At 74.9% G+C, this 18,367-nt stretch carries 19 protein-coding genes; 13 read left to right on the top strand and 6 right to left on the bottom strand.

Features of this window, described 5'->3' with window-relative positions; all coding sequences use genetic code 11:
• Positions 1 to 9: 9 nt before the first annotated feature.
• Genes NP075_RS15615 through NP075_RS15630 form a run of 4 tightly spaced genes read left to right on the top strand, consistent with a single transcriptional unit; the run spans position 10 to position 3,598 of the window.
• A complete protein-coding gene (locus NP075_RS15615; protein ID WP_227566138.1) occupies positions 10 to 792 on the top strand; it encodes an SDR family oxidoreductase in 783 nt (260 codons plus the stop codon).
• Positions 789 to 1,808, top strand: a complete 1,020-nt coding sequence (locus NP075_RS15620; RefSeq protein WP_227566136.1) for a C-terminal binding protein — start codon at positions 789 to 791, stop codon at positions 1,806 to 1,808. Before NP075_RS15615 ends, NP075_RS15620 begins: the two co-directional genes overlap by 4 nt.
• A gap of 3 nt (positions 1,809 to 1,811) precedes the next feature.
• Positions 1,812 to 2,846: a zinc-dependent alcohol dehydrogenase gene (locus tag NP075_RS15625; protein WP_227566134.1), complete on the top strand. Its 1,035-nt coding sequence runs from the start codon at positions 1,812 to 1,814 to the stop codon at positions 2,844 to 2,846.
• Positions 2,843 to 3,598: a glucose 1-dehydrogenase gene (locus NP075_RS15630; RefSeq protein WP_227566132.1), complete on the top strand. Its 756-nt coding sequence runs from the start codon at positions 2,843 to 2,845 to the stop codon at positions 3,596 to 3,598. Before NP075_RS15625 ends, NP075_RS15630 begins: the two co-directional genes overlap by 4 nt.
• Positions 3,599 to 3,617: 19 nt before the next feature.
• Here the strand turns inward: NP075_RS15630 and NP075_RS15635 are convergent, their stop codons facing one another.
• Positions 3,618 to 4,322 (bottom strand): FadR/GntR family transcriptional regulator, encoded by a 705-nt coding sequence (locus NP075_RS15635; protein ID WP_227566130.1) that lies wholly within the window; start codon positions 4,320 to 4,322, stop codon positions 3,618 to 3,620.
• Positions 4,323 to 4,387: 65 nt separating this feature from the next.
• A complete protein-coding gene (locus NP075_RS15640; RefSeq protein ID WP_227566128.1) occupies positions 4,388 to 5,710 on the bottom strand; it encodes an L-fuconate dehydratase in 1,323 nt (440 codons plus the stop codon).
• A gap of 143 nt (positions 5,711 to 5,853) precedes the next feature.
• On the opposite strand from NP075_RS15640, the gene NP075_RS15645 reads away from it, so the two are divergent.
• From NP075_RS15645 to NP075_RS15675, 7 genes are all read left to right on the top strand, one after another.
• A complete protein-coding gene (locus NP075_RS15645; RefSeq protein WP_227566126.1) occupies positions 5,854 to 6,876 on the top strand; it encodes a 2-hydroxyacid dehydrogenase in 1,023 nt (340 codons plus the stop codon).
• An 85-nt stretch (positions 6,877 to 6,961) separates the two neighbouring features.
• Positions 6,962 to 7,582: a bifunctional 4-hydroxy-2-oxoglutarate aldolase/2-dehydro-3-deoxy-phosphogluconate aldolase gene (gene eda, locus NP075_RS15650; RefSeq protein WP_227566125.1), complete on the top strand. Its 621-nt coding sequence runs from the start codon at positions 6,962 to 6,964 to the stop codon at positions 7,580 to 7,582.
• Positions 7,583 to 7,608: 26 nt separating this feature from the next.
• A complete protein-coding gene (locus NP075_RS15655; RefSeq protein ID WP_227566124.1) occupies positions 7,609 to 8,712 on the top strand; it encodes a sugar kinase in 1,104 nt (367 codons plus the stop codon).
• Positions 8,709 to 9,467 carry an SDR family NAD(P)-dependent oxidoreductase gene (locus NP075_RS15660; RefSeq protein ID WP_227566122.1) on the top strand — a complete coding sequence of 253 codons (759 nt, stop codon included), beginning with the start codon at positions 8,709 to 8,711 and terminating at the stop codon, positions 9,465 to 9,467. The genes NP075_RS15655 and NP075_RS15660 overlap by 4 nt, the downstream gene beginning before the upstream one ends.
• Positions 9,468 to 9,581: 114 nt before the next feature.
• Complete coding sequence (locus tag NP075_RS15665; protein ID WP_227566121.1) at positions 9,582 to 10,439, top strand: VTT domain-containing protein; 858 nt, start codon at positions 9,582 to 9,584, stop codon at positions 10,437 to 10,439.
• Positions 10,436 to 11,209, top strand: a complete 774-nt coding sequence (locus NP075_RS15670; RefSeq protein WP_227566119.1) for an HAD-IIA family hydrolase — start codon at positions 10,436 to 10,438, stop codon at positions 11,207 to 11,209. The genes NP075_RS15665 and NP075_RS15670 overlap by 4 nt, the downstream gene beginning before the upstream one ends.
• 83 nt (positions 11,210 to 11,292) lie before the next feature.
• The gene (locus NP075_RS15675; RefSeq protein ID WP_227566118.1) at positions 11,293 to 12,318 is read left to right on the top strand and encodes an AAA family ATPase; all 1,026 of its coding nucleotides are present in this window, start codon (positions 11,293 to 11,295) and stop codon (positions 12,316 to 12,318) included.
• Between the two features lie 60 nt (positions 12,319 to 12,378).
• Here NP075_RS15675 and NP075_RS15680 read toward each other — a convergent pair whose 3' ends face one another.
• The 4 genes from NP075_RS15680 to NP075_RS15695 are packed head-to-tail and all read right to left on the bottom strand — an operon-like array spanning position 12,379 to position 15,167.
• Complete coding sequence (locus NP075_RS15680) at positions 12,379 to 12,948, bottom strand: LemA family protein (protein WP_227566116.1); 570 nt, start codon at positions 12,946 to 12,948, stop codon at positions 12,379 to 12,381.
• The gene (locus tag NP075_RS15685; protein ID WP_227566115.1) at positions 12,945 to 13,748 is read right to left on the bottom strand and encodes a type III secretion system chaperone family protein; all 804 of its coding nucleotides are present in this window, start codon (positions 13,746 to 13,748) and stop codon (positions 12,945 to 12,947) included. Before NP075_RS15685 ends, NP075_RS15680 begins: the two co-directional genes overlap by 4 nt.
• A gap of 11 nt (positions 13,749 to 13,759) precedes the next feature.
• A complete protein-coding gene (pyrE, locus tag NP075_RS15690) occupies positions 13,760 to 14,335 on the bottom strand; it encodes an orotate phosphoribosyltransferase (protein ID WP_227566113.1) in 576 nt (191 codons plus the stop codon).
• A 34-nt stretch (positions 14,336 to 14,369) separates the two neighbouring features.
• A complete protein-coding gene (locus NP075_RS15695; RefSeq protein ID WP_227566111.1) occupies positions 14,370 to 15,167 on the bottom strand; it encodes an SDR family NAD(P)-dependent oxidoreductase in 798 nt (265 codons plus the stop codon).
• A 134-nt stretch (positions 15,168 to 15,301) separates the two neighbouring features.
• Here NP075_RS15695 and NP075_RS15700 point away from each other — a divergent pair, with 134 nt between their 5' ends.
• Together NP075_RS15700 and recQ are read left to right on the top strand one after the other, a co-directional pair.
• Positions 15,302 to 16,117, top strand: coding sequence for an SDR family NAD(P)-dependent oxidoreductase (locus NP075_RS15700; RefSeq protein WP_227566109.1), 816 nt, complete (start codon positions 15,302 to 15,304; stop codon positions 16,115 to 16,117).
• A gap of 61 nt (positions 16,118 to 16,178) precedes the next feature.
• Positions 16,179 to 18,305 carry a DNA helicase RecQ gene (recQ, locus tag NP075_RS15705; protein ID WP_372456745.1) on the top strand — a complete coding sequence of 709 codons (2,127 nt, stop codon included), beginning with the start codon at positions 16,179 to 16,181 and terminating at the stop codon, positions 18,303 to 18,305.
• Positions 18,306 to 18,367: the final 62 nt, after the last annotated feature.

Here is an 18,367-nt window from a genome sequence, read left to right on the forward strand (position 1 = left end):
GAGCACGCGATGACGACGACCCCGACCGAGTACGCGGCGGGCCTGTTCACCCTCGAGGGCCGCCAGGCGGTGGTCACCGGCGCCAGCCAGGGCATCGGCCTGGCGATCGCCGTCGCCCTCGCGTCGGCCGGAGCCGACGTCATCGGTGTCAGCTACGACATGCCCGAGGGGGACAGCGACGCGCGGCGCGCGATCGAGGCCACCGGGCGCACGTTCACGCCGCTGCGCGCGGACTTCTCGGACCGCGACCAGGTCACGGCGCTGGCCGCCGACCTCGGCGCACGCGACGTCGACATCCTCGTCAACAACGGCGGGACGATCCGCCGCGTCCCCGCCGCGCAGCACCCCGACGAGGACTTCGACCACGTGCTCGACGTCAACCTGCGCACGACGTTCGTGCTCTCGCGCGAGGTCGGCCGCCGCATGCTCGAGCGCGGCCACGGCAAGATCGTCAACACCGCGTCGATGCTGAGCTTCCAGGGCGGCATCAACGTGCCCGGCTACACGTCGTCCAAGTCGGCCGTCGCGGGGCTGACGAAGGCGCTCGCCAACGAGTGGGCCGGCTCGGGCGTCAACGTCAACGCCGTCGCCCCCGGGTACGTCGCCACCGCCAACACACACGACCTGCGCCAGGACGCCGCGCGCAGCCAGGCGATCCTCGACCGCATCCCGGCCGGGCGCTGGGCCACGCCGGAGGACATCGCCGGCGCCGTCCTGTTCCTCTGCTCGTCCGCCGCGGACTACGTCCACGGTGCCGTGCTCCCCGTCGACGGCGGGTGGCTCGCGCGATGAGGATCGTCGTCACCGAGTGCGACCACGACTCGTTCGACGCCGAGCTCGAGGTCACGCGTGCCGCGGGCGCCGAGCTCGTCGTCACGCAGTCCTTCACGCCCGAGGACCTGGTCGCCAACGCCGCCGGCGCCGACGCGGTCCTCGTGCAGTACGCGGCCATCACGGCCGAGGTCATGGACGCCCTGCCGAGCCTGCGCGCGATCGGCCGGTACGGCGTCGGCATCGACTCGGTCGACGTCGCCGCCGCCACGGCGCGCGGCATCGCGGTGTGCAACGTGCCGGACTACGGCACCGAGGCCGTCTCCGACCACGCGATCGCCATGGCCCTCGCCGCGGCCCGCGGCATCCCGCGCCTGGACCGCGGGATGCGCGCCGGGTCGTTCGACCTCGCCGCGATCCGCCCCGCGTACCAGACGCGGGGCCGGGTGTTCGGCGTCGTCGGCATGGGCCTCATCGGCACCGCGACCGCGCGCAAGGCCGCCGGTCTGGGCTACGAGGTGATCGGGTACGACATCGCCGCCGACCCGGGCGCGTCGACGTACCACGGCGTCGCCTCGGTGAGCCTGGACGAGCTGCTCGAGCGCGCGCAGGTCGTCTCGCTGCACACGCCGCTCGACGCGACGACGCGGGGCCTCATCGGTGCGGCCGAGCTGAGCCGCATGCGCACCGACGCGATCCTCGTCAACACCAGCCGGGGCGGCGTCGTCGACACCGCCGCGCTGGTCGAGGCGCTGCGCACCGGCAGCATCCGCGCCGCCGCGATCGACGTGCACGACGCGGAGCCGCTGCCGGTGGACCACCCGCTCATGGACCTCGACAACGTCGTCCTCACCCCGCACCTCGCCTGGTACACCGAGGAGTCGTACGACGAGCTCAAGCACCGCACGGCGGCCAACGTCGTCGAGGTCTGCGCCGGCCGCGCACCGCGCAACATCGTCAACCCCGAGGTGCTGGGCGCCCCCGGCCGCAACGAGGACTGCGCGCCCGCGGGCGCGACGGCCCGGACAGGAGCCTGAGCGATGAGCACCATGCGCGCGGCGGTGTGGACCGGCGCGGACGAGATCGCGGTCGAGCAGGTCCCCCTGCCCGACGTGCCCGAGGGCTGGGCCCTCGTGCGCGTCGCGTACAACGGGATCTGCGGCACCGACCTGTCGATCCACCACGGGAAGCACCCGCGGGCGACCGCGCCGCTCGTGCCCGGCCACGAGCTGTCCGGCTGGGTCGAGCGTGCCGGTGCGACGGGTCCGCGCGAGGGCGCGCTCGTCATCGCCGAGCCCCTCATCTCGTGCGGGGAGTGCAAGGCCTGCCGTGACGGGCACGGGCACGTGTGCCGCCGCCTCGGGCTGTACGGCATCGACGCGCCCGGCGGCATGGCCGAGTACGTCGCGCTGCCGCCGCACGTGCTGCACGAGGTGCCCGCGGGCGTCGACCCGCGCCTCGCCGCGCTCGTCGAGCCGCTGGCCGTCGCGGTGCACGCGGTCGACCTGTCGGGCATGCAGGCCGGCGACACGGTCGCGGTGTACGGCGCCGGGCCGATCGGCGTGCTCACCGCGCTGGTCGCGCGGCACGCCGGGGCCGGCGCGGTCGTCGTCACCGAGCCCAGCCCGTGGCGTCGCCAGGTGGCGGCCGACCTGGGCCTGACCGTGGTGCCCGAGGGCGCGACGATGGCCGAGGTGCTCGCGCCGCTGACCGACGGCGAGGGCGCCGACACGACGTTCGACTCCGCCGCGCACCCCGCGGTCGCGGCCGACGTCACCGCGGCCACCCGCGTGCTCGGCCGGATCGTCGTCGTGGGCGTCTACAAGCAGCCCACGCCGTTGGACCTGCAGGCCGTGTGCTTCAAGGAGCAGTCGCTGGTCGGGGTGCGGGTGTACACGTCCGCCGACGTGCGGCGCGCGATCGAGCTGCTCGCGTCCGACGTCCTCGGTCTCGCGGCGTTCCCGACCCGGGCCTTCGACCTGGCCGACGTCGACGCCGCGTTCGCGGCCGCCGCGTCGGGGCAGGACTGCCTCAAGGTCCTCCTCACCCCCCTGCACGGGAAGGCAGACGCATGAGCACCCCGTTCGACCTCACGGGCCGCACGGCCGTCGTCACCGGCGGCGGCCGCGGCCTGGGCCGCGGCATCACCGACGCCCTGCTCGCGGCCGGCGCGGACGTCGTCGTGCTCGCCCGCAGCCCGCTGCCGGCCGACCTCGAGGAGCACGCGGCGGCGCTGGGCCGCAGCGTGACCTTCGAGCCGCTGGACCTCGGCGACGGCGACGCGATCGCCGCGACCGCCGAGCGCGTGCTCGCGGAGCACCGCGTCGACATCCTCGTCAACAACGCCGGCACGCAGGACCGCCACCCCGCCGCGGAGTTCCCGCTCGAGGCGTGGGACCGCGTGATCGACGTCAACCTGCGCTCGGTGTTCCAGCTCTGCCAGCTCTTCGGGCGCCCGATGCTCGAGCGCGGTGACGGCAAGATCGTCAACCTCGCCTCGCTGCTGTCGTTCCAGGGCGGCCTGACGGTCCCGGCGTACGCCGCGAGCAAGGGCGCCGTCGCCCAGCTCACCAAGGCGCTGTGCAACGAGTGGTCGCCGCGGGGCGTCAACGTCAACGCGGTCGCACCGGGCTACATGGCCACCGACATGAACGCCGCGCTGCTGGCGGACCCGGTGCGCCTCGAGCAGCTCTCGGTCCGCATCCCGGCCGGCCGCTGGGGCCGCCCGGAGGACATCGGCAACGTCGTCGTGTTCCTCGCCTCCCCCGCGGCCGCGTACGTGCACGGCCAGGTCCTCGCGGTGGACGGCGGGTGGCTCGCCCGCTGAGCCCCGCCGGCGGCCCGCCTCAGTCCTCGGTGCGCAGGAAGTCCTCGACCGCGAGCAGGTGGGCCGCCATACGGACGCGCGCGCGGTCGACGTCGCCCGCCACGACCGCGTCGAGGATGGCCTCGTGCTCCCGCTGCGTGCGGGCCTCGGCGCCCTGCTCGGCGAGGCCGCGGGACAGCCGGTGCCGGGCGGTGCGCCCGCCCATGGCGTCGGTGAGCGCCGCGAGCACGGGGTTGCCGGCGAGCGCCGCGAGCGCGCGGTGGAACGCGAGGTCGGCCGCCAGCAGCGCCTCGTGGTCGACCTCGTCGTCCGTCCCCGCACGGGCCAGCACGTCCGCGCCCTGCGCGAGCGCGTCGCGGGCGGCCGTCAGGTCGGCGTCCGGTGCCCGGGCGCCGGCCGCGGCGAGGCCCGCGACCTCGGTCTCGAGCAGGCGGCGCACGGTGTGCACGTGCAGCGCGTGCCCGGCGGCCTGCAGCTCGACGACCAGCCCGAGCGGGCTGACGAGGCTGCCCGGGTCGAGCGCCGTGACGTACGTGCCGTCGCCCTGGCGCGTCTCGACGACGCCGAGCACCGCGAGCGCGCGCATCCCCTCGCGCAGCGACCCGCGCGAGACGCCGAGCGCGTCCGCGAGGTCCTTCTCCACCGGCAGGCGCTGCCCCGGGCCGAGGCGGCCGTCGAGGATCATCGCGGTGACGCCGTCGACGACCCGGTCCGTGCGTGACATGCCAGGAGTATGCCGAACGGCGGGGGCGGCACCGGCCGCCCCCGCCGTCCCGGCGGTCGGGTCCGTCACGCGGACGCGAGCCGCCCGGCCCAGTACGCCCCGTCGGGGAAGCGGAACTCGGCGACCGACGCGTCGTGCATCTGCGTCGAGTAGCCCGGCAGGCTCGGCAGCACGTACGCCGCGTCACGCACGACGCAGGGGTCGGTGAAGTGCTCGTGCAGGTGGTCGACGTACTCGGTGACACGGCCCTCGCGCGACCCCGAGACCGCGACGAAGTCGAGCATCGAGATGTGCTGGACCATCTCGCACAGCCCGACGCCGCCGCCGTGCGGGCAGACCTTGACGTCGAACTTCGCCGCGAGCAGCAGCACCGCGACGATCTCGTTGAGGCTCGCCAGGCGCCCGGCGTCGAGCTGGCAGAAGTCCATGGCCCCGGCCTGCATGAACTGCTTGAACATCACGCGGTTGTGGCAGTGCTCGCCCGTCGCGACGCCGACCGCTCCCACACCCGCGCGGATCGCGGCGTGGCCCAGCACGTCGTCGGGGCTCGTGGGCTCCTCGATCCACAGCAGGTCGAACTGCGCGAGGGCGTTGGTCCACTCGATCGCCTGGTCGACGTCCCACACCTGGTTGGCGTCGATCATGAGCGTGCGGTCCGGGCCGATGACCTCGCGCGCGATGGCGCAGCGGCGCACGTCCTCGGCGAGGTCGGCACCGACCTTGAGCTTGACGTGCTGGTAGCCCTCGTCGACGGCCTCCTGGCACAGCCGGCGCAGCTTGTCGTCGCTGTAGCCGAGCCAGCCGGCGGACGTCGTGTAGCAGGGGTAGCCGGTGGCCTCGAGCTCGGCGATGCGCCCGGCCTTGCCGGCCTCCTGCGCGCGCAGGATCGCGATCGCCTCGTCGCGCGTCAGGGCGTCGGACAGGTAGCGCAGGTCGGCGACGTCGACGAGCTGCTCGGGGGTCATGTCGGCCAGCAGCCGCCACACGGGCTTGCCGGCCAACCGGCCGGCCATGTCCCACGCGGCGTTCATGACGGCCGACAGCGACAGGTGGACGACGCCCTTCTCGGGCCCGAGCCAGCGCATCTGCGCGTCGGCGGTGAGGTCGCGGTAGACGCCGCCCATGTCGGCCGCCATCTCCTCGACGTCGCGCCCGACGAGCAGGGCGGCCTGCTGGCGCGCGGCCATCGCGACGATGTCGTTGCCGCGACCGGTCGTGAACGTCAGGCCGTAGCCCGCGAGCGGCGCGCCGGCGGCGTCGGTGCCGTCGGTGCGCAGGACGACGTAGGCGGCGGAGTAGTCGCCGTCCTTGTTCATGGCGTCCGAGCCGTCAGCGGTGAGCGAGGTGGGGAACCGGACGTCCTCGACGTCGACGGCGGTGATCTTCACGGACCAGTCCTCTCGGTGGGGGTCACCCCACCCTAGCCGCAATTCATCAGACCTTTGCACCTCGGCCGGACGCGACTGTCGCCACGGGCTCGCGGCCAGGCGTACGTTGGTCGCACGAAACATCAGATGACTTGGAGCGCACGATGAACCCCACGTACCGCGTCGGCGTCACCGCCGACGGCTTCCTGCCCGACGGCACGTCCCGCTTCGGCGACCTCGGCCTCGAGCGCCTCACGGTCGCCGGGCTCGAGTGGGAGTACCTGCCGCCGCTCGCGCACGAGCTCACCGCCGACGCCCTCGCGCCCTACGACGCCATCCTGTCGCTCGGCCACCTCGGGCTCACGCGCGACGCCGCGGCCGCGGCCCCCCGGCTGCGCCACCTCGCGCGGTACGGCGCGGGGTACGACGGCATCGACGTCCCCGGGCTCGCGGCCGAGGGCGTCGTCGTGACGAACACGCCCGACGCCGTCCGCCGCCCGCTCGCGCTCGCGGCGCTCACGCTGCTGCTCGCGCTGGCCCACCGGCTCCCCGAGAACCACCGGGCGGCCGCCGAGGGTCGCTGGGCCGACCGCGGCCGCTACCGCGGGCCCGGCGTCGTCGGCCGCACGGTCGGGATCGTCGGCCTGGGCAGCGTCGGCTGCGAGGTCGCCGACCTCGTCCGCCCGCTGGGGATGCGCGTGCTGGCGACCGACCGCCGCGGCGACGTCGCCCGCGCCGAGCGCGTGGGCGCCGAGCTCGTGACGCTCGACCGGCTGGCCGCCGAGTCGGACTACGTCGTCCTGACCGCCGCCCTGACGCCGTCCTCCCACCACCTCGTCGACGCCGGCTTCCTGGCCGCCATGCGACCCACCGCGCACCTGGTCAACGTCGGCCGCGGCGGGCTCGTGGACCACGACGCCCTGCGCGCCGCCCTGGCCGCGGGGCGGATCGCCGGCGCGGGGCTCGACGTGCTCGACCCCGAGCCCCCGGCTCCCGACGACCCGCTGCTCACGCGCGAGGACGTCGTCGTCACGCCGCACGCGCTGTGCTGGACCGAGGACTTCACGCAGGCGGTCGCGACGAGCGCGGTCGAGGCGATCGTCGACGTCGCGCAGGGCCGCCGGCCCGTGCACGCGCTCGACGCGTCCGCGCTGCGGCACGCGCGCCACGCCCGCCTGGTCCCGTGACGCCCGGGGTCCCGTCGTGAGAGTGTGTTCCTCACACCGGGACACCCGTTCCGCCCAGCGCAACGCACACCGAGGAGACCCCACGATGGACACCCTGGACCGGCTCGCCGACGCACGGCTCGTCCCCGTCGTCGTGCTCGACGACGCCGCCGACGCCGCCCCGCTGGCCGCCGCGCTCGTGGCGGGCGGGCTCCCCGTCGCCGAGGTGACGTTCCGGACCGCCGCGGCGGCCGAATCGATCCGCGCGATGAGCGAGCGCGGCGACATGCTCGTCGGCGCCGGCACCGTCCTCACGCCCGCCCAGGTCGACCAGGCCGTCGCGGCGGGTGCGTCGTACGTCGTGTCCCCCGGCCTCAGCCGGGCCGTCGTCGAGCGGTGCCAGGAGCACGGCGTCCTCGCGCTGCCGGGCGCCGTGACCGCCACCGAGATCCAGGCGGCCCTCGAGCTCGGACTGACCACCGTGAAGTTCTTCCCCGCCGGCACGTCGGGCGGCCCGAAGGCCATCGCCGCGCTCGCCGCGCCCTTCGGCGGCCTGCGGTTCGTCCCCACCGGTGGCGTCAGCGCCGCCAACCTCCACGAGTACCTCGCCGTGCCGGCCGTCGTCGCCGTCGGCGGCTCGTGGATGGTGAGCAAGGAGCTCGTCCGGGCAGGGGACTTCGCCGAGGTCACCCGCCTCACCGCCGAGGCCGTCGCCCTCACCCGCTGACCACCCCCACGAGACGAAGGACGACCATGACCGCCCTGACCATCCGCCCCGCCGACGAGTGCGCCTACGACGTCGTCTCCCTCGGCGAGGTCATGCTGCGCCTCGACCCGGGCGAGGGCCGCATCCGCACCGCCCGCTCCTTCCGCGCGTGGGAGGGCGGCGGCGAGTACAACGTCGCCCGGGGCCTGCGCCGCGCGTTCGGCCTGCGCGCGGGGGTCGTGACCGCGCTGGCGGACAACGAGGTCGGCCGGCTCGTCGAGGACTTCATCCTCACCGGCGGCGTCGACACCTCCCTGATCCGGTGGGTGCCGTACGACGGCATCGGCCGCGGCGTGCGCAACGGGCTGAACTTCACCGAGCGCGGCTTCGGCGTGCGCGGTGCCGTCGGGGTCTCCGACCGGGGCCTGACGGCGGCGTCGCAGATGAAGCCCGGCGACGTCGACTGGGACCACCTGTTCGGCGACCTCGGGGTGCGCTGGCTGCACACCGGCGGCATCTACGCCGCGCTCAGCGAGACCACCGCGGAGCTCGTCGTCGAGGCCGTGACCGCCGCCAAGCGCCACGGCACCGTCGTGTCCTACGACCTCAACTACCGGCCGTCGCTGTGGAAGTCGATCGGCGGGCAGGCCAAGGCGCAGGAGGTCAACAGGCGGATCGCGGAGCACGTCGACGTCATGATCGGCAACGAGGAGGACTTCACGGCCTCGCTCGGGTTCGAGGTCGAGGGCGTCGACGAGAACATCTCCGCCATCGAGGTCGACGCGTTCGCCGCCATGATCGAGAAGGCCGCCGCGGCGTACCCGAACTTCCGGGTCATCGGCACGACGCTGCGCACGGTGCACTCGGCGTCCTGCAACGACTGGGGCGCGATCGCCTGGTCGCGCGAGACGGGCGTCGTCGAGGCGACGTACCGCGAGCGGCTCGAGATCCTCGACCGCGTCGGCGGCGGCGACTCCTTCGCGTCGGGCCTGGTCTTCGGCCTGCTGGACGGGCAGCCGCTGGCCACCGCCGTCGAGTACGGCGCGGCGCACGGTGCCCTCGCCATGACGACCCCGGGCGACACGACCATGGCGACCAGGGCCGAGGTCCTCAAGCTCGCCGGCGGCGGCGGCGCGCGGGTGGACCGATGAGCGACGCCACCCCGCTGCTCGGGCGGACGGCGCTGGTCACCGGCGGCGGCACCGGCATCGGGCGCGAGGTCGCGCTCGCGCTCGGCCGCGCCGGCGCCGACGTCGCCGTCACGTACCGCACGCACGACGCCGCCGAGGTCGTCGCCGAGCTGCGGGCACTGGGCCGCACGGCCGAGGCGTTCGCGCTCGACGCGACCGACCCGCAGGCCGTCCGCGAGGTCGTCGCGGCGGCCGCGCAGGCGCTCGGTGGGCGCCTCGACGTCCTGGTCAACAACGCCGGCGGCCTCGTCGGACGCGTGCCGCTGGCGGAGATGTCCGCGGAGCACTGGCACACCGTGCTCGACGTCAACCTCACGAGCGCCTTTCTCGTCACGCAGGCCGTGCTCGAGGTCATGCCCGCCGGGGGCCGCGTCGTGCAGGTGTCGTCGGCGGCCGGGCAGGACGGCGGCGGTGCGGGCGCGAGCGCGTACGCGGCGGCCAAGGCCGGCATGGACGGGCTCACGCGGGCGCTCGCCAAGGAGCTCGGACCCCGCGGGATCACCGTGAACTCCGTCGCGCCGGGCTTCATCGGCGACACCCCCTTCCACGCGCGCTTCACGCCCGAGACCGGGCAGCGGGCCGCCGTCGCCGGGACGCTCGTCGGTCGCGCGGGCACGCCGCAGGACGTCGCCGCAGCCGTGGTGTACCTCGCGTCCGAGCCGGGCTTCGTCACCGGCGCCGTGCTCGACCTCAACGGCGGCGGCCACCTGCGCTGACCACCGCGTACACCCGCAGGCCCGTCCCGGCTCCCCGGGGCGGGCCTGCGTCGCGCACAGGTCCTGCACGCGGAGCCCGCCTGGCCGCACGTCGCGCGCCGTACGCTGGGACACATGCTGACGACGACGGCGCTCGCCGCCGCCCTGACCGACGCCTCGCTCCCGCTCCTGGCGGGCGGGCCGCTGCCCGCGCTCGGGCCGGACTTCCTCGACGCCGAGAAGCTCATCGAGTCGTTCGGCACCGCCGCGCTCATCGGCATCGTCGCCGTCGTGTTCATCGAGACCGGGCTGCTGTTCCCGTTCCTGCCCGGTGACTCGCTGCTGTTCACCGCCGGTGCGCTCGTCGCGCAGGACTCGCTGCAGCTCAACATCTGGGTGCTGTGCCTGCTGCTGTTCCTCGCCGCGTTCACGGGTGACCAGGTGGCGTACGCGATCGGACGCAAGCTCGGCCCCAGGGTCTTCAGCCGGCCGGACTCGCGGTTCTTCAAGCAGAAGTACATCGACCAGACGTACGCGTACTTCGACAAGTACGGCGGCCGCACGATCATCGTGGCGCGCTTCGTGCCCTTCGTGCGCACCTACGCGCCGGTCGCGGCCGGCGTCGGCAAGATGAGCTACCGGCACTTCGTGTCCTACAACGTCGTCGGCGCGCTGCTGTGGGGCGTCGGGGTGACGCTGCTGGGCTACTGGCTGGGCAACTTCTCCTTCATCAAGAACAACATCGAGGCCCTGCTGATCCTCATCGTCGGCGTCTCGGTGCTGCCGGTCGTGTTCGAGCTGTGGAAGGCGCGCCGCAAGGAGGAGACGGGCGAGACCGTCGAGGGCCGCGACACCGACTTCGACGAGCCGGTCGAGCGCGCGGCCGTCGAGCGCGAGGTCTTCGGGCACGCGGCGACCCCGCCGGTCCCCGGCCAGGCCGGCACCGAGGTCGTCGACGGCGCCCCCGACGCCGGAGGGCGCGCGGACCGATGACGCACGAGATCCGGTCGTGGCTCTGCGACATGGACGGCGTCCTCGTGCACGAGGGCACCGCCCTGCCCGGGGCGCCGGAGTTCGTCGACGCGCTGAAGGCCGCCGGCCGGCCGTTCCTCATCCTGACGAACAACTCCATCTTCACGCCGCGGGACCTGCGCGCCCGGCTGTCCGCCACGGGGCTCGACGTCCCGGAGGACGCGATCTGGACGTCGGCCCTGGCCACCGCGCAGTTCCTCCACGCGCAGATGCCCGACGGGTCCGCGTACGTCATCGGCGAGGCGGGCCTGACCACGGCGCTGTACGAGGCGGGCTACACGCTGACCGCCGCGCGGCCCGACTTCGTGGTCCTGGGCGAGACCCGCACGTACTCCTTCGAGGCGATCACCCAGGCCGTGCGCCTCATCCAGGCCGGCGCCCGGTTCATCGCGACGAACCCCGACGTCACCGGGCCCAGCGCCGAGGGCGACCTGCCCGCGACGGGTGCCGTGGCCGCGATGATCTCCGCCGCGACGGGGCGCAAGCCGTACTTCGTGGGGAAGCCCAACCCCGGCATGATCCGCTCCGCGCTCAACCGGATCGACGCGCACTCCGAGACGACCGTGATGGTCGGCGACCGCATGGACACCGACGTCGTCGCCGGCATCGAGGCGGGCCTGCGCACCTACCTGGTGCTCACGGGCTCGACGCGCGCGCACGACGTCGAGCGCTTCCCGTTCCGCCCCACCGCGGTGCTCGACTCGGTGCGCGACCTGATCGAGCTCGTCTGACCCGTGGCGCGTCGCCGCCGCCCAGCGGTCCGGCGGGGCCGTTCGTCCCCCCTGCGGCACCGCCGGCCAGCGCATGCTGGGGTATGCGCAACCTCGAGCTCGCCCAGCTGCTGCGCACCGCCAACCCCTGGTGGTCGCGCCGCCGCCGCGCCTCGTGGGTGCTCGACGACGCCGAGCTGACGGCCCGCGCACGCCACGAGTGGGCGCCCGCGACGGCGACCGCCCGCGGCGCCCTGGCCGACCTCGCCCGTCAGCCGCGCCCGCGGACGGTGACGCTCGTGGTCGGGCCCCGTGGCGTCGGCAAGACGACGGCCGTCAAGGACGTCGTCGCGCACCTGGTGGCCGACCCCGCGGTCGACCCGCGACGGGTCGTCCTGGTGCCGGCGCAGCGCGTCGACGCCGCGGGCACCACGCACACGCTCGCGCCACCGGACCTCGCGACGGTGGTGCGCACCCCCACCCGGACCGGCGCCCCCGCGTCCGACGAGCCGCGGGTGCTCGTCGTCGACGAGGTCGGGACCGTCGACGGGTGGCCCGGCGTCCTGGCCGACGCGTGCCGCCGCGGCGACCAGGTCGTCGCCACGACCTCCGTGCTCGAACCGGCCGACCTGCAGGCCCTCGAGGCGCTGGCCCCCGCGGGCAGCGTGTCCGTGCGCCGCCTGCACCCGTCCAGCATGTCCGAGGTGCTGCTGGCGCTGCCCGCGGGCGGGACGCAGGACGTGCGGGCCGCCTACCTGCACCACGGGGGTCTGCCCCGCGCGCTCGCGGAGCACCGTGACCTGGGCGACGTGGGCGAGGAGTTCGTGGCGTGGCTGGCCGCAGGGCTCCACGTCGACGTCTGCCGCGGCGCGGACGGCTGCCCGCTCGACGTGCTGCTCGCCGCGGTGTGCGCCACCACGGACCGGTTCGTCGAGCCCGAGCCGCTGGCCCGCACCCTCGGGCTGACGACGGCCGAGGTGGGACGCCTGCTGACCCGTCTGGAGGACGCCCACGTCCTCGACCCCCGGCGCGGGCTCGTGGACCCGCTGCTGCACCGGCTGGCGTCCCTCATCGCGCCGGGACGTCACGCCTCCCCGTCGGTCGAGCACATCGCGGCCTTCTCGCACTGACGTCCCGCGCACGCCGACGCCCGGCCTCCTGTGAGGAGGCCGGGCGTCGGGGGTGGCGCGTCAGAAGCTGACGGAGGGCGCCTGGCGCACCTGCGGGTCGTCGACCTCGAAGTACTCGGCGCGGGTGAAGCCGAACATCTTGGCGATGACGTTGGCCGGGAACGTCTCGACCTTGGTGTTGAGCTCGCGCACGTTGGCGTTGTAGAACCGGCGGCCCGCGGCGACGCGGTCCTCGGTGTTCGCCAGCTCGGCCTGCAGCTGCTGGAAGTTCTCGCTGGCACGCAGCACCGGGTAGTTCTCCGCGACGGCGAGCAGCCGGCCGAGGGCCGCGTTGAGCGCGTTCTCCTGCGCCGCCTGCTCCGCCGGGCCCGCGCCCGGTCCGGCTGCCGCGGCACGCGCGCGTGTGACCTCGTCGAACACGCCGCGCTCGTGGGCGGCGTAGCCCTTGACGGTCTCGACGAGGTTGGGGATCAGGTCGTGCCGGCGGTGCAGCTCGACGTCGATCTGCCGCCACGACTCCTGCACGAGGTTCCGCAGCCGGACGAACCCGTTGTACTGGGAGACCGCCCACAGCAGGACGATGACGACGACGGCGATCACGACGACGAGGGCGATGGTGCCACCGGTCACGAGGACTCCTTGGATTCGGGGTGTGCAGCGATCGTAGTCGCCGGGTCGTGGCCGTGGTCCTGCCACACGTGCCGCGGGACGCCCCGCACGATCCCCGCCAGGACACCGAGCCGCGGCGCGATGCGCGCCGCGTCGGTGGCGCCCCCCTCCCACGAGAGGAGCCAGGTGCCCTCGATGCGCCACGACAGCCCGAGCGCGTCGGGCCGCAGCAGCCGCTCCAGGGTGCGCGGGTGCAGGATCGCGTGGGCGGTGCGCGCGTCGGGGGCGTCCACGCGGTACGCGGCGTTGAACGCGGCGGACTCGAGCTGCAGGTCGCGCGCCCCGAACGCCTTGGCGAGCCGGGCGCCGACGCCCTCGGGGGTGACCTCGAGGACGGGCAGGTACGCGGGCAGCGCGACGCCGACGACGTGCACCTCGTGCTCGCGCCGCTCGTCACCGCTGCCGGTCGTCCACCCGTAGGTGAACGACACGGCCCGCATCCCTTCGTACGTGCCCGTGAGCACGTCCTCGACGGTGCGGCTCCGGCCCTGCGCGAACGGGGGACGGCTGTGCACGGTCGCCAGCCCGAGCCCGGGGTCGCGTCGCGAGTACGTCCAGCCCGTCTGCTGCGCCCACGCCACGAGCTGCTGGCGGCGTCGCTCGGCCAGCCACCGCCCCGCCACGCCCGCGACCACGACGACCACGGCACCCACCGCGAACACGCCGATGCCCGGGTGGTCCGTCCCGAGCCACGACATCGCCAGCCGGAACCCGACCAGCGCCGCGACGACGACGACGCCGTACCTCAGCGCGCGGTGCACGCCTCCGCCGCTCAGGCCAGGCCGAGGTCGGCCAGGTCGAACAGGTGGTGGTACGGCACCCCGAGGGCCTCGATGACCTCGCGGGCGCCGGTGCCGCGGTCGACGATGGTCGCGACGCCCACGACCTCGCCACCGGCCTCCCGCACCGCCTGCACCGCCGTGACGGGCGAGCCGCCGGTGGTCGACGTGTCCTCGACGACGACGACACGCCGTCCGGCGACGTCGGGGCCCTCGATGCGGCGCTGCATGCCGTGCGCCTTGGCCTCCTTGCGCACGACGAACGCGTCGAGGTCCTGCCCGCGCGACGCCGCCGCGTGCAGCAGCGCGGTCGCGACGGGGTCGGCACCGAGCGTCAGGCCGCCGACCGCGTCGATCTCCGCCGTGCCGAGCCCGACCTCCTCCAGCAGGTCGAGCAGGAGGTGGCCGATGAGCGGCGCGGCGCGGTGGTGCAGCGTCACACGCCGCAGGTCGACGTAGTAGTCGGCCTCCTTGCCGGACGAGAGCGTGACCCTGCCGTGCACGACGGCGAGGTCACGGACGAGGGCGATGAGCTGGTCACGCGGCGTTGCGCCGGGGGCGTCGGTCACGGCCCCGAGGTTACCGGCCGGCGCACCGGCCCGGTCAGGAGGCGCCGGTCCGTCCCTCGTCCGCCTCGTCCTTCAGCGCGCGGCGGTACCCGCCGTACGCCCGCACCGCGGAGCGCGGCGCGAGGCGCAGCAGCGCCGAGGCGGCCTTGTACCGCAGGCTCGGCGTCGAGATGACGACACCGCGGCGCACGTCCGCGAGCGCCGCCGCGACGACGTCCTCGGCGTCGAGCCAGCCCAGCTCCGGGTAGTGGCGCGTGTCGATGCGGCCGCGCTCGTGGAACTCGGTGCGGGTGAACCCGGGGCACACGACCGTCGCCGTCACGCCGGTGCCCTTGAGCTCGACCGCGAGCGCCTCGGTGAAGACCCGCACCCACGCCTTGTGCGCCGAGTACGTGCCGGTCGCGATGAGCCCGGCGACCGAGCCGACGTTGAGGATCGCACCGCGACCGCGGGCGACCATCGCGCCCGCCGCGGCGTGCGACAGGACCATGGGGGTGCGGACCATGAGGTCGAGCGCGCGCTCCTCGGCGGCCAGGTCGCCGTCGACGAACCGCTGGTTGAGGCCGAGGCCGGCGTTGTTGACCAGCAGACCGACCGGGCGCTCGTCGGCACGCAACCGCGCGGCCACGCGCTCGACGTCGGACGTGTCGGTCAGGTCCGCGGCCAGCACCTCGGCGTGGATGCCGGCGGCCGCCTCCAGCTGGCCCGCGAGGCGCGTCAGGCGCTGCTCGTCGCGTGCGACCAGGACGACGTCGTGCCGCGCCGTGGCGAGCTGCCAGGCGAACTCCAGACCGAGTCCGGCGCTCGCGCCGGTGACGAGTGCTGTTCCCATGGCCGCCACCCTACGTAGCGGGCGGCCGTCGCGTCGCGTCGTCGGCCCTCGGGACTCACCCGGTTGCGCAGCGGGTGCCCCCGCGCGGGCCCGCCCGTACCGTGGGCAGACCGACCCCGACACGGAGGTGGCCCATGGACTCGACCCTCGTGCCCGCACCGCTCGCACTCGTGACGGGAGCGTCCAGCGGTATCGGCCTGGAGATCGCGACGCGGCTCGCGGAGCTCGGCCACGACCTGGTCGTCACGGCGGAGGACGAGCAGCTGAGCCTCGTCGCCGACGGCCTGACGCAGCACGGTCGCGCGGTGCGCGCGGTGCGTGCGGACCTCACGCAGGCGGCAGGCGTCGACGCGCTCGTCACCGACGTCGTGGGCACCGGCCGGCCGCTGGACGTGCTCGTGCTCAACGCGGGGCGGGGCGCCGGCGGCGCGTTCCTCGACGTGCCGCTGGAGGACGACCTCGCGACGATCGCGCTCGACGTCGTCGCGCCGGTGCGCCTCGCCAAGGCGCTGGTCCCGGCGATGGTCGCGCGCGGGGCCGGGCGCGTGCTGATCACGTCGTCCGTGGGCGCGCTCATGCCCGGGCCGTACTACGCGACGTACGCCGCGTCCAAGGCGTTCGACCTGTCGTTCGCGCAGGCGCTGCGCTACGAGCTGCGGGACACGGGCGTCACCGTGACCGCCCTGCTGCCCGGGCCCACGGACACGGACTTCTTCGAGCGGGCCGGCATGGAGGACACCCGCGTGGCGCACGGCGGCAAGGACGACCCCGCGGACGTCGCCCGTCAGGCCGTCGAGGGCCTGCTCGCCGGTGACGAGAAGGTCGTCGTGCGCTCGCTGCGCGCCCGTGGGCAGGCGGCCGCCGGCGCGCTCCTGAGCGACGGCGCCGGGGCGGCCGTGCAGGCGCGGTTCGTCGAGCCGCTGGAGCGGGGCCCCGCCCCGGAGCGCTGAGCGGACCATCCGTCCACAGCCCCGCCCGCGAGGTGACGCCGGCGGCTCGTAGGGTAGGCGCGTGCAGCCGGACCCCGCCGTTCCCGAGACCCGTCGACGACGGTCGGCCGCCGCCTCCGACGACGCGCCGCCGGCGGCCGCCCCCACCTGGGACGACGTCCCCGCGGAGCCGTGGTGGGACGACGCTCCCCCGCCACCGGACGACGCCCCGCCACCCGACGTGTGGGACGCCGGGGTGCCCGGCTCCGGGACGTGGGGCGACGTGCCGCCGGAGCGCGGCCGCACGAGCGCCCGCCGCCCCGGCGCGCCGCGCAGCACGGCCGCCGGCGTGCCGGCCCCGTCGCACGGCACCCCGTCCGAGGTGCTGCACCGCGTCTGGGGGTACGACGCGTTCCGCGGCGACCAGGCCGCGATCGTCGACACGGTGGTCGCCGGCGGTGACGCCGTCGTCCTCATGCCCACCGGTGGCGGCAAGTCGCTGTGCTACCAGGTGCCCGCGCTGGTCCGCGAGGGCACGGGTGTCGTGGTGTCCCCGCTCATCGCGCTCATGCAGGACCAGGTCGACGCGCTGTCCGCCCTGGGCGTGCGCGCCGGGTTCCTCAACTCCACGCAGGAGCGGGACCAGCGCCGGGCGGTGGAGGACGCGTTCCTCGCCGGCGAGCTGGACCTGCTCTACCTCGCTCCCGAGCGGCTGCGCGTGCCGGAGACCCTCGACCTGCTGGACCGCGGCCACGTCGCGCTGTTCGCGATCGACGAGGCCCACTGCGTGTCGCAGTGGGGCCACGACTTCCGCCCCGACTACCTGGCCCTGTCGCTCCTGCACGAGCGCTGGCCCGACGTGCCGCGCGTCGCGCTCACCGCGACCGCGACGCACGCGACGCACCGCGAGATCTGCGAGCGCCTGCAGCTGACCGACGCGGCGCAGTTCGTCGCGAGCTTCGACCGGCCCAACATCCGCTATCGCATCGTCCCCAAGGACAACCCGCGCGCCCAGCTGCTGCACCTGCTGCGCACCGAGCACGAGGGCGACGCGGGCATCGTGTACTGCCTGTCGCGCGCGTCCGTCGAGCAGACGGCCGCGGCCCTGCGCAAGGAGGGCATCGACGCCCTGCCGTACCACGCCGGGCTCGACCGCCGGGTGCGCGCGGCGAACCAGTCGCGCTTCCTGCGCGACGACGGCGTCGTCATGGTCGCGACCATCGCGTTCGGGATGGGCATCGACAAGCCCGACGTGCGGTTCGTCGCGCACCTGGACCTGCCGAAGTCCGTCGAGGGGTACTACCAGGAGACGGGCCGCGCGGGCCGCGACGGGCTGCCGTCCACGGCGTGGCTCGCGTACGGGCTGGCCGACGTGGTCCAGCAGCGGCGCATGATCGACACGTCCGAGGGCGACGCCGCGCACCGGCGCCGCCTCACGCAGCACCTCGACGCGATGCTCGCGCTGTGCGAGACGCCTCACTGCCGGCGCGTGCAGCTGCTCGCCTACTTCGGCCAGGAGTCGGACGGGCCGTGCGGCAACTGCGACACGTGCCTCGAGCCGCCGCAGTCGTGGGACGGCACGGTGGCGGCGCAGAAGCTGCTGTCGACCGTGGTGCGCCTCGACCAGCGCGGCCAGCGGTACGGCGTGGGGCACCTGGTGGACATCCTGCGCGGCAAGGTCACACCACGCGTGCAGCAGCTGGGCCACGACCAGCTCTCGACGTTCGGCATCGGGCAGGACCTGTCCGACGGCGAGTGGCGCGGCGTCGTCCGCCAGCTGCTGGCCGCCGAGCTGCTGGGCGTCGACGCGGACGGCTACGGCACGATCCGGCTCCTGCCGGCGTCCGCCGACGTGCTGCGCGGCGAGCGCGAGGTGCGGCTGCGCCGGGAGCCCGAGCGCACGGGCCGCGCCACCCGCGAGCGGCGCGGCTCGAGCCGGACGCCCGCCGCCGCGGCCGACCTGAGCGGCGACGACGCAGGGCTGTTCGAGGCGCTGCGCGCGTGGCGTGCGGCCACCGCCAAGGAGCAGGGCGTGCCCGCGTACGTCGTCTTCCACGACGCGACGCTGCGCGAGATCGCGACGCGCCGCCCGACGACGCGCGCCGAGCTCGGGTCGATCAGCGGCATCGGTGCGGCGAAGCTGGACCGGTACGCCGAGGGCGTCCTGGCGACGCTGGGTGGTTCGCCGGACGCCGGTGCCGAGGGGTGAGGGCGTCGAGGAGGCCGCCCTTCCGACGCGGGACGAGGTGCTGGACCGCGCCGGCGGGCGCA

This window comes from Cellulomonas wangsupingiae, assembly GCF_024508275.1.
Classification (GTDB): Bacteria; Actinomycetota; Actinomycetes; order Actinomycetales; family Cellulomonadaceae; genus Cellulomonas; species Cellulomonas wangsupingiae.

What these genes read in the sequence shown, in the direction of transcription:
- NP075_RS15615 (WP_227566138.1), top strand. Translation starts at nt 10, where the DNA reads ATGACGACGACCCCGACCGAGTACGCGGCGGGCCTGTTCACCCTCGAG.
- NP075_RS15620 (WP_227566136.1), top strand. Translation starts at nt 789, where the DNA reads ATGAGGATCGTCGTCACCGAGTGCGACCACGACTCGTTCGACGCCGAG.
- NP075_RS15625 (WP_227566134.1), top strand. Translation starts at nt 1,812, where the DNA reads ATGAGCACCATGCGCGCGGCGGTGTGGACCGGCGCGGACGAGATCGCG.
- NP075_RS15630 (WP_227566132.1), top strand. Translation starts at nt 2,843, where the DNA reads ATGAGCACCCCGTTCGACCTCACGGGCCGCACGGCCGTCGTCACCGGC.
- NP075_RS15635 (WP_227566130.1), bottom strand. Translation starts at nt 4,322, where the DNA reads ATGTCACGCACGGACCGGGTCGTCGACGGCGTCACCGCGATGATCCTC.
- NP075_RS15645 (WP_227566126.1), top strand. Translation starts at nt 5,854, where the DNA reads ATGAACCCCACGTACCGCGTCGGCGTCACCGCCGACGGCTTCCTGCCC.
- eda (WP_227566125.1), top strand. Translation starts at nt 6,962, where the DNA reads ATGGACACCCTGGACCGGCTCGCCGACGCACGGCTCGTCCCCGTCGTC.
- NP075_RS15655 (WP_227566124.1), top strand. Translation starts at nt 7,609, where the DNA reads ATGACCGCCCTGACCATCCGCCCCGCCGACGAGTGCGCCTACGACGTC.
- NP075_RS15660 (WP_227566122.1), top strand. Translation starts at nt 8,709, where the DNA reads ATGAGCGACGCCACCCCGCTGCTCGGGCGGACGGCGCTGGTCACCGGC.
- NP075_RS15665 (WP_227566121.1), top strand. Translation starts at nt 9,582, where the DNA reads ATGCTGACGACGACGGCGCTCGCCGCCGCCCTGACCGACGCCTCGCTC.
- NP075_RS15670 (WP_227566119.1), top strand. Translation starts at nt 10,436, where the DNA reads ATGACGCACGAGATCCGGTCGTGGCTCTGCGACATGGACGGCGTCCTC.
- NP075_RS15675 (WP_227566118.1), top strand. Translation starts at nt 11,293, where the DNA reads ATGCGCAACCTCGAGCTCGCCCAGCTGCTGCGCACCGCCAACCCCTGG.
- NP075_RS15695 (WP_227566111.1), bottom strand. Translation starts at nt 15,167, where the DNA reads ATGGGAACAGCACTCGTCACCGGCGCGAGCGCCGGACTCGGTCTGGAG.
- NP075_RS15700 (WP_227566109.1), top strand. Translation starts at nt 15,302, where the DNA reads ATGGACTCGACCCTCGTGCCCGCACCGCTCGCACTCGTGACGGGAGCG.